This is a genomic window from Acidocella sp. (genome assembly GCF_027352905.1).
Classification (GTDB): domain Bacteria; phylum Pseudomonadota; class Alphaproteobacteria; order Acetobacterales; family Acetobacteraceae; genus Acidocella.
Window position 1 is genome coordinate 47,679 of sequence record NZ_DAIEIF010000015.1, and the last position, 9,785, is coordinate 57,463.

At 60.6% G+C, this 9,785-nt stretch carries 8 protein-coding genes and 2 pseudogenes; 4 read left to right on the plus strand and 6 right to left on the minus strand.

The features are described 5' to 3' along the window. Positions 1-167 precede the first annotated feature (167 nt). Entirely contained in the window at positions 168-1,154 is a 987-nt protein-coding gene (locus tag M7H45_RS02270) for a P63C domain-containing protein (RefSeq protein ID WP_298214291.1), read from the minus strand. Further along, positions 1,144-2,066, minus strand: a pseudogene (locus M7H45_RS02275) (IS1595 family transposase). The gene M7H45_RS02270 and the pseudogene M7H45_RS02275 overlap by 11 nt, the downstream one beginning before the upstream one ends. A 59-nt stretch (positions 2,067-2,125) precedes the next feature. Here M7H45_RS02275 and M7H45_RS02280 point away from each other — a divergent pair. Then, on the plus strand, positions 2,126-2,413 hold the full coding sequence (locus tag M7H45_RS02280) for an HNH endonuclease (RefSeq protein WP_298214293.1): 288 nt from the start codon (positions 2,126-2,128) through the stop codon (positions 2,411-2,413). Between the two features lie 38 nt (positions 2,414-2,451). On the opposite strand, the gene clpA is transcribed toward M7H45_RS02280, so the two are convergent. From clpA to M7H45_RS02295, 3 genes are all read right to left on the minus strand, one after another. Next, positions 2,452-4,794, minus strand: coding sequence for an ATP-dependent Clp protease ATP-binding subunit ClpA (clpA, locus tag M7H45_RS02285; RefSeq protein WP_298214295.1), 2,343 nt, complete (start codon positions 4,792-4,794; stop codon positions 2,452-2,454). Between the two features lie 150 nt (positions 4,795-4,944). After that, the gene (gene clpS / locus M7H45_RS02290; protein WP_298214297.1) at positions 4,945-5,274 is read right to left on the minus strand and encodes an ATP-dependent Clp protease adapter ClpS; all 330 of its coding nucleotides are present in this window, start codon (positions 5,272-5,274) and stop codon (positions 4,945-4,947) included. 218 nt (positions 5,275-5,492) lie between these two features. Next, positions 5,493-6,083, minus strand: a complete 591-nt coding sequence (locus M7H45_RS02295) for a phasin family protein (RefSeq protein ID WP_298214299.1) — start codon at positions 6,081-6,083, stop codon at positions 5,493-5,495. Between the two features lie 302 nt (positions 6,084-6,385). Here M7H45_RS02295 and M7H45_RS02300 point away from each other — a divergent pair, with 302 nt between their 5' ends. The 3 genes from M7H45_RS02300 (at position 6,386) to M7H45_RS02310 (ending at position 9,482) form a co-directional block, all read left to right on the plus strand. Further along, entirely contained in the window at positions 6,386-7,729 is a 1,344-nt protein-coding gene (locus tag M7H45_RS02300; protein WP_298214301.1) for a D-alanyl-D-alanine carboxypeptidase family protein, read from the plus strand. 62 nt (positions 7,730-7,791) lie between these two features. Further along, positions 7,792-8,376, plus strand: coding sequence for a DedA family protein (locus M7H45_RS02305; RefSeq protein WP_298214302.1), 585 nt, complete (start codon positions 7,792-7,794; stop codon positions 8,374-8,376). Continuing rightward, complete coding sequence (locus M7H45_RS02310; protein WP_298214304.1) at positions 8,373-9,482, plus strand: D-alanine--D-alanine ligase; 1,110 nt, start codon at positions 8,373-8,375, stop codon at positions 9,480-9,482. Before M7H45_RS02305 ends, M7H45_RS02310 begins: the two co-directional genes overlap by 4 nt. Before the next feature lie 80 nt (positions 9,483-9,562). Here M7H45_RS02310 and M7H45_RS02315 read toward each other — a convergent pair. Next, positions 9,563-9,785: pseudogene (locus M7H45_RS02315) on the minus strand (primosomal protein N'); the annotation flags it as partial.

Below are 9,785 nucleotides of genomic sequence, written 5' to 3' on the forward strand. Positions count from 1 at the left end.
ATGATGTGGCGCGAAGCGCGGCATACCCAGACCCAAAAGCGATGGATCAACCTCTTAAGTATCCTTCAGGAAAACCAACGCAAAACGGACGATTTTGGGACCTATATACCTGACTAGCCGCAAAAACTGCAAAAGGCCTCCCGTTAATACGGGAGGCCTTCGGTTTTTCATTCAATAATGCGGTTCATATCATCAAACATATAAGGGGCGATTGAAATTGCCCGCTGCTTTCTTGATACTGACTTAAAATTCTCAATATCACTACACATTTCCATCAATCCCTGAACGCGCCCAATCTGATGAATGAGCATATTTCGCCCTTCACCGGATAACCACTGATGGAAACGAGCCCTGCGCCTTCCTTGCTCGTCAATATTGAGGCGGTTTAGTTCAGCTTTGACATAGCCATGCTCAATCGGTTCATAAACATATTTGTTTATGAACTTGCCATAATATTGCGGGCGATTTCGCGGAGCCGTTGTGTCGTTGTCATACAGACGGTCTAGTTCTTTAAAAAAAGCATCTGGGAACGTTTTAAGCCATTTTTGCAGGCCTTCGGCGATATACTTAGAAAGCAGGAGCCTGAGAGCATCATGAGCCCGATCACGCTGATAGCCGGTTGCTTCGTCAACGAGAGCAACAATGCCTACCTTGGCAAAGGCCTCCATTAACACTTCAGCTTGATTCGCCAGATGCTCCTGGGACGGATGCAATTTTCCGGCCCTTCTCGCTGCCAGAAATACACCACAAATCTCGGGCAACAGCTCTGCTTTGATACCATTCGCCGACGTTCCGCCTGCTGCGGAGTACGCAATCGGAGACATTAGCGCCGACGCTAATTCATTAGAAACAAAAGGAAAATAGTTGTTTGCAGACAGAAAAGACGGCATATTGGCGCCATCCTGTCCCGCCTTTATTCGGCGCCAATGGGAGCCGCCCCTTTTGCTGCCAAATGCCCTATGAACAGCGCGTTCGGATAAGACGCGAGTGCCATCTTCAAGCACTGCACAATCAAACTCTATTTCTCCAATAGGTATTGACCCTATATATAGAGCGGTTTTTTGCTTTTTATTCTTATCCATCCCTAAAAGGGCATGAGCGACATTCTCAAGCGTATCTGGGATAGGCTTGATGCTTTTGTCTTCAGGCGGCATGGATCAACTCCCGGTAGGAAAGGCGTTTGTTGACGGCGCGGGCCACGGTCAGAGCGATAAACTCCATAGTCCCGGCCTTGGCCGTGTTGTGGCGGAAGAGAACTCGCTCACGTAGCGGTGAAGGTGCTTCACGCTCATGTGGTGGTAAATCCCATAGTAGCCGCGTTTGAGGAGCGCCCAGAAGCTCTCAATACCATTGGTATGCGCCATCTCGCGGAGATACTCGCCTACCGTGTGGTCAACGGCAAGGTGGGTATAGCCACGCATACCGCGATAGGTTGGCAGGCTGTCTGTGAAGACCGTAGAGCCGGGGCAGACATTGCGGGCAATATAACCGTGCAGAACGTGTTGATGGACGGACGGAATGTGAACGGCACGGACTTCGCCAGTGCGGGCTTTGATACCTAGAACCGCCGCCTTGCCGTGGGAGCCACTGCCTTTGACCTTCTTATCCGCGTGCCTATTCTTGTTTTTGCCGCCGATGTAGGTCTCGTCCACTTCAACATGCGGTCCCATATCGTTGTTGCTAGCCTCTTGGCTAGCGAGCCAAGTCTCGCGGATGCGCTGAGCAAGGAACCAAGCCGATTTCTGGGTGATACCAAGCTCACGAGCCATCTGCGTAGAGGGTATCCCCTTTCGCGCCGTGGTCATCATGTAGATGGCCATGAGCCACTTATGCAGCGGGAGCTTGGATTCTGTCAGGACGGTGCCAGTGCGAACGCTGAAATGCTTGCGGCACTCACGACAACGGTAGGGCATCGGGATATGACCGGCGCACTCTGCCACGTTGGCGCTGCCACAATGGGCGCAGGCAACGCTAGGTGGCCAGCGCTTGCCCTCGAAAAAACGGCGAGCCGCATCCTCATTCGGGAACTTCTGGAAGAACTCGTAAAGGCTGAAGGACTCGCTCATGAGTACTTTACTAGCCAAAATCGAGCGGCTAATAAAGCAAAATATGGCTAGTCAGGTATATGGGTCAACGCGTTGTTTGTAAATTCAAACTCGTGGCTATTGAGGCAGACAAGACGCCAGGCGAAATAGGAAAAAATGACCTACCCGTCCGTCGCCTCATTCCTTCGTCAGTCAAACAAGAAGTTTGGAAACGTGATGGCGGAAAATGTGTGCTCTGCCAATCTTCAGATAATCTTCACTTCGATCATATCGTGCCTTTTTCCAAAGGTGGAACTTCCATCGCAGCCAAAAATATTCAGCTTCTGTGCGCCCGACACAACCTAAATAAGGGCAACCAAATCATTTGAGACCCGGTTAACACCCGGGTCTCTTTATCAAGCTAGAGTTAAAGCGCTTCCTCGGGGGCACGCTCGTCATCACCATCTCCCTCGGTCTCCGGCTTGGGCAAGGCCAGGGTGGGCGCCTCCGAAATATCGAAGACCAGTTTCCCATCCTTCACGCTCACCTTCACCGCGCCGCCCTTCGCCAGCTTGCCGAAAAGCAGCTCCTCCGCCAGCGGCTTCTTGATCTGCTCCTGGATCACGCGGGCTAGCGGCCGGGCGCCGTAGAGCGGCTCATAACCCCGCTCGGCCAGAAACTCTTTGGCGGCCGAGGACAGCTCGATGGTCACGTTGCGGTCGGCCAGCTGGGCCTCCAGCTGCATGACGAATTTCTCCACAACGCGGCCGACGATCTCCGGCGTCAGCGCCGCGAAGGGGATGATCGCATCCAGCCGGTTGCGGAATTCCGGCGTGAACAGGCGCTTCACCGCCTCCTCATCCTCGCCCACCCGCGCCGCGCGGCCAAAACCCATCGCGGGTTTCTGCATATCCGCCGCCCCGGCATTGGTGGTCATGATGAGGATGACATTGCGGAAATCCACCTGTTTGCCGTTATGGTCGGTGAGTTTGCCGTGATCCATGATCTGCAAGAGAATATTGAACAGGTCGGGATGGGCCTTCTCGATCTCGTCGAGCAGCAGCACGCAATGCGGATGCTGGTCGATGGCGTCGGTGAGCATGCCGCCCTGGTCGAAGCCGACATAGCCGGGCGGCGCGCCGATGAGCCGGGAGACCGAATGCCGCTCCATATATTCCGACATGTCGAACCGCGTCAGTTCGATGCCTAAGGTGGAGGCGAGCTGGCGCGCCACCTCTGTCTTGCCGACGCCGGTGGGGCCGGAGAAGAGATAGTTGCCGATCGGCTTCTCCGGGTCGCGCAGCCCGGCGCGGGAGAGCTTCATCGCGGCGGAAAGCGCCTCGATGGCCGCGTCCTGGCCGAACACCATGCCCTTGAGGTCCCGCTCCAGATGGCGCAGCACCTCCTTGTCGTCTGTCGAGACAGATTTGGGCGGGATGCGGGCGATCTTGGAGACCATGTCCTCGACATCCTTGAGCGTCACTGTCTTGCGGCGCTTATTCTCGGGCAGCAGCATCCGCGCCGCTCCCGCCTCGTCGATCACGTCGATCGCCTTATCCGGCAGCTTGCGGTCATTGATGTATTTGGCGGAAAGCTCCACGGCGGCGCGGATCGCGTCATCCGTGTAACGCACCTTATGGTGCTTCTCGTAGGAACCTTTCAGCCCTTTGAGAATCTTCACCGCATCCTCGACCGAGGGCTCGTTGACGTCGATCTTCTGGAAGCGCCGGACCAGGGCCCGGTCCTTCTCGAAATAGTTGCGGAATTCCTTATAGGTGGTGGAGCCGATGCAGCGCAGCGTGCCCTGGGCCAGGGCGGGCTTCAACAGGTTGGAGGCGTCCATAGCCCCGCCGGAGGTCGCCCCCGCGCCTATCACAGTGTGAATCTCGTCGATGAAGAGAATGGCGCCGGGATTGGCCTCCATCTCGGTCACCACCGCCTTCAGCCGCTCCTCGAAATCCCCCCGGTAGCGGGTGCCAGCCAGCAGCGCCCCCATATCCAGGGCGAAGATGGTGGCGTTCTGCAACACTTCCGGCACATCCCCATCCACGATCCGCTTGGCCAGCCCCTCGGCGATGGCGGTCTTGCCCACGCCAGGGTCGCCCACGTAAAGGGGGTTGTTCTTGGTGCGGCGGCAGAGGATCAGGATGGTCCGCTCGATCTCGTGCTCGCGGCCGATCAGCGGGTCGATCTTGCCTTCCTTGGCCTTCTTGTTGAGCTTGATGCAATAGGTCGCCAACGCGTCCTGGCCGCGCTTACCGCTGGTCTTTTCCTCCCGTTCGCCGGATTCGTTCGGCTCGGAGGAGCCGGTGGGCGGCCGCGGCGCGGATTTGCCGGGGCTCTTGGCGATGCCGTGGGAAATGAAATTCACCGCGTCCAGCCGGGTCATATCCTGCAATTGGAGGAAATACACGGCGTGGCTCTCGCGCTCCGAGAACAGGGCGACAAGCACGTTCGCGCCCGTCACCTCATCCCGCCCGGAGGACTGGACATGGATCGCCGCCCGCTGCACCACCCGCTGAAAGCCCGCGGTCGGTTTGGGGTCGCCGCCGCGATCCGTGGCGAGGCCGGCCAGATCCTTGTCGAGAAACTCGACCAGCTCCTTTTTCAGCTTCTCGATATCCACGCCGCAGGCCCGCAGCACCGTCAACGCATCCGTGTCCTCCACCAGGCCGAGCAGGAGATGCTCCAGCGTGGCGTATTCGTGCTTGCGGTCGGCGGCGAGGGACAAAGCCCGGTGGAGAGTTTGTTCAAGGTTGCGAGACAGCATGGATTTAAACCGTTCCTTCACGCCGAGACCCGGCGCTCTCGATTCCGGACACTCGATCTGCCTGTCCGGCCGGCATTTTCAGGGCACGCCCGCCTTGGGCCGCTCTATAGATTAAGGACTCATCTGGTAATCGGAACGTAAACTTCCGAATCATTCTTTTTCAATCGTGCATTGCAGCGGATGTTGATTCTGCCGCGCGAGGTCCATCACCTGGGTCACCTTGGTCTCCGCGACCTCATAGGTATACACCCCGCACACCCCCACCCCCCGGCGATGAACATGCAGCATGATCTGCGTCGCCTGGTCGCGCGACTTCTGGAAGAACCGCTCCAGCACATGCACAACGAATTCCATGGGCGTATAGTCGTCGTTGAGCATCAGGACCTTGTACAAGGTCGGCTTGCGCGTCTTCGGCCGGGGCTTCGCCACCACGCCCGTATTGGCCGACTCTGATCCCTTCCGCTTGTCGTTCTCACTCATTCACCAAAACACCTTGTAGCGATGCCTTTTACCGCCCGGAAAAGCCGTGCCATGGGCATTTTACTCCACCTGGGAACCAAGCATATCGAAAGCAAGGCCCGAGATGAAAGAGCGAAATGCGGCGCGCCGGGAAAAACCTTGAAAAATCCGGCGCCGGAGACGCAAATGGCCAGCCCCCTGGGGCTGGCCATTCTGCCGCCAAACTTGAAAAGACGGGGTCAGTGCGTCTTGCTGAAGGTCTCAACGGCCTTGGTGATCCGGGCGGTGAGAGGGGCCAGGGCTTGCTCCGTCAGCTTCACCGCGGCGTCGGTCAGCTTGTTGCTCTCCGTCACCGCCTTCTCGATCGCGGCTTTGGCGAAGCCGGTCTGAAGATCAACCGCCTCTTTAACCGATTTCACGCCCATCAGGGACTTGCCGAAGCTCATCGTCTCCTCGAGCGAGGTTTTGGAGGAAGCCGCGACATGCTTGGAGATGTCCTGCACGCCGGACGCGTAAATCTGCGAGGCCTTGAAGAAGGCCTCAAGATTGCCCTGGCTAAACGCCAGCAATTCCTCAGAGGTCTTGACCATTTTCTCGAGCCCTTCCTTCATCTTGGCCTGAGAGGTCTCGAAGCCCTTGGTCGCCTTTTCCATGCCCTCGCGCAGGGCGCCGAGCGATTTCTCATAGGATTGCACGGAGGCTTCGTAGGTCTTTGCCGAGGTGTCGGCGGCGGTATCGATGCCGGCGGCGACGGCTTCACCCGCGGCGATTGAGGGTTTAGGTTTGACAGCGCTCATCTGATTTCTCCCATTTCGTAACGGTGACTGCATGGGCTCCAATCCGGCGAGCGACGCGCGGCACGAAAGTGCCGCGATGCAGCAATTCCATATTATTATAAGCCCGCCCCGCATGCGTCAAGAAAATTTGTGCATTGCACAATACTTCCTCCCAACCCCCCGGGAGGCCCGGCCGACCCAGCCGCGGCGCCAAACTGGATGGCGCGGCTTCAATGACTTGCGTTAACCCTTTCAGTTTTTTGGTCTTTGTGCGGACAAAACAATGCGAAACTCCTAGACATCTCCCAGGCGAGGCGGCTAGATAGGCGAAGAGGCTTTAAAGCGGGGTGGCAGGCATGCATTTGTGGAGCAACGTTCGTACCGCCATGCTCGGGCTTGCCGGTCTGGGCTGGGCAAGCCTGGTCACCGCTCCGGCGGCCTTCGCATATGACAAGCATCACCATCACCACACGCACCACACCCTGCGCCCCGCCGCGCCGGCGGCCAGCCTGGACAATGCGGGTTTCGGCCCCACCTCTCCCGGCGTCAGCTCCATCGTCATCGATGCCCGGACGGGTCAGATCTTCTCGGCGATCGATGCCGACACCCCGCGCTACCCGGCATCCCTGACCAAGTTGATGACGCTGGATCTGGCTTTCCAGGCCCTCGCCGCCGGAAAATTGAGTCTCGATACCCGGATCCCCATTTCGGCCTATGCCGCCTCGGTTGAACCCGTCAAGCTCGGCCTGCGCCCCGGAGACACGATCTCCGTCCAGGACGCGATTCTGGCGATGACCACCATGTCCGCCAATGACGCGGCGACGGCGCTGGGCGAATATCTGGGCGGCGGCTCGGAGGCGCGCTGCGCCCAGATGATGACGCTGCGCGCCCATGCGCTCGGCATGGCTCAAAGCCAGTTTGCCAATGCGTCTGGCCTGCCCAACCCCAACCAGGTCACCACCGCGCGCGATCTCTCCCTGCTCGCCCGGGACCTCGTTATCAATTTCTCCCAATTCCAGAGCTTTTTTCAGGTCACGTCCTTCAATTTCCGCGGACGGCAGATCTACAGCAATAATGGAATGCTGAAATCCTATGCCGGCACCACGGGAATGAAGACCGGCTACACCAATCTCGCCCGGCATAATCTCATCACCTCGGCCCAGCGCGGCGGCCAAAAGCTGATCGGCGTCGTTCTGCATGAGCCAAGCTGGGGGAGCGCCTATCAGCAAATGACCGCCATGCTCGATGGCGGCTTCGGCGGGCATGTGCCGATGACCCCCGCCATGGTCGTCGCGGCCAACCGCCCGGCCAAGCCGTCGCCCGCCCCGGCGGCGCGCCCCGCCCCGGCGCCGGCCGTGGAGAAGGTCGCGAGCCAGACGGTCCAGCGCGCCAGGCCTTTGCCGGGGACGGCGAGCGCGGGGGTGAGCAAGCTCTGGGCCGCTCAACTCGGCTTGTATGAATACAAGACCAACGCCCGCTCGGCGGCCCTGAAGGCGCGGGCTCTGCATGGGCGCGGCGTGGCGCAGATCCAGCATGTCCAGCGCAAGGGCAAGGATTTCTGGCTGGCGCAGCTGACCGGCCTCACCTATGACGGCGCGCACGCCACCTGCCGGGCGATGAACGCCCATGGCCGCCAATGTGATGTTCGCTCTCTCGCCTCGGACCATCTGGCCATGGCGGCCGAGCCGGACGGGACCTGACCCGCTGCCCTTCTTCGCCGCGCCTGGCGAGCGCGGCCCGGGCGGATTGAAACCGGTTTCAAATGCCGCTTCCTAGCTTCACGGCGCTCCTGGCCGCGGCCGCGGGGATGAAATCCCTGCAGGCGGTAACCATCGTCTCGGGCACCTTCATCCTGGAGGACGCCGCTACCCTGCTCGCGGCGATGCAGGTCGCCTCTGGCGCGCTGTCCTTGCCGCTGGCTTTGGGCTCGCTCTACGCGGGCATCGTGCTCGGGGATCTCGGCCTCTATGGGCTGGGCTGGCTGTCCGCCACCCATGGCTGGGCCAAGCGGCTGGTCCCTCAGCAGAGACGCGATATCGGGCATGATTGGGTAAAACCCCGCGTCATCCCCCTGGTGCTGGTCAGCCGTTTCGTGCCGGGTCTGCGTCTGCCCACCTATACCACGCTCGGCTTTCTCCACGCGCCATTTTGGCAATTCTCCCTGGCCGCCATTCTCGCCACCCTGGTCTGGACCACCGGTCTCTTTTTCATCAGCCTGCGCCTCGGCGCGCTGATGATGCATTATCTCGGGATTTGGCGCTGGGCCGGGCTTGGGGTATTCCTCATCATCATCATTCTCGTGGGCCGTCTGGCGACGAAGCTCTATAACCAAAGGACACCGCCATGAGCGGAGCATCTCTGGCCGGCGCCCTTGGGCAGCGCGACCATACCGGCCGCAAACGGTCCGTCTCCTTTTTCGAGTTTTGGCCAGACTGGCTGTTTTACGCTCCGGTGGTGCTATTCTGGCTTCTCCAGTCCCTCCGTTACCGCAGCCTCACTTTGCCCTCTCTCGCCAATCCCCGCATCGCCGCGGGCGGCATTTGCGGCGAATCCAAAAACCAGATCCTGGGTCTGGCTGGCCCCAAGGCGCGGCCCTGGGTCGCGGATTACGTGGCGCTAACCACGCTCGGCCATGGCGAGGCGGGAGATTTGCCCCGGGCCCTCACGGCGCTGCGCGCGGCGGGGCTCCGCTTCCCCCTGGTGGCGAAGCCGGATATGAGCTGCAATGGCGTCGGCGTGCGGGTGGTGCGGGACGAGACGCAGCTCGCCGCGTATCTGGCCGCCTTTCCGCGCGGCGCCGGGCTGCAATTACAAGCGCTGGTCGAATATCCCGGCGAGGCCGGAATTTTCTACATCCGCCATCCCGGCGAGGCGCAAGGGCGCATCACCTCGGTCACCCTCAAATTTCCCCCCGTGGTGGTGGGGGATGGCCGCCGCAGCGTTAAGGCGCTGATCGCCGCGGATGACCGGCTCAACGCCATCTCCCACCTTCTCCTGCCCAAGCTCGGCAGCCGCGCCGCCAGCATTCCCGCCCCGGGAGAGCGCGTCGCGCTGGTGTTCGTCGGCAATCACTGCCGGGGCTCCACCTTCCGGGATGGGCTTGCCATCGTCACCCCCGCCCTCACCGCGCGGATCGACGAGATCATGCGCGACCTGCCGGATGTCTATTTCTCGCGCATCGATCTGCGCTACGCCACGCTGGAGGCGCTGCGGGAGGGGCGGGAGTTCAAGATCATCGAATTCAATGGCTCGGGCTCGGAGGCCACCCATATCTGGGACCCGGAGATGAGTTTGCGCCGCGCCTACCGGGACCAGTTCTTTCACTACGGCGAATCCTTCCGCATCGCCGCCGCCATGCGCGAAACCGGCCTCAAACCAGTGGGGGCGTTCAAGCTGCTCGCTCTCTGGCGGCACCAGAAACGGCTGATGCGCGCCTATCCCGCGAACGATTAAACAGGAAGCGTGAGAGGGGCGGGTATCGCCCTTGGCCACGGCACGCGGCAAGTCCCCGGGGACCGGCGCCATACTGCCCCTTACATGAACGAAACCGGGTCCACGTCCACGTCCAGCTTGACGGAGCGGGGCAATTCCACCCGCGCGAGCCAATCCCGCAGCAAGGGCTGGACCGCGATCTCCCGCCGGGTTTTGAGCAACAGGCGGCGGCGGAACCGCCCGCGCAGCAGCGCCACCGGCGCCGGAGCCGGGCCCAGCACCTCCACCCCCGGCGCGCGCGGCGCCGCGCGGGCCAGCGCCCGC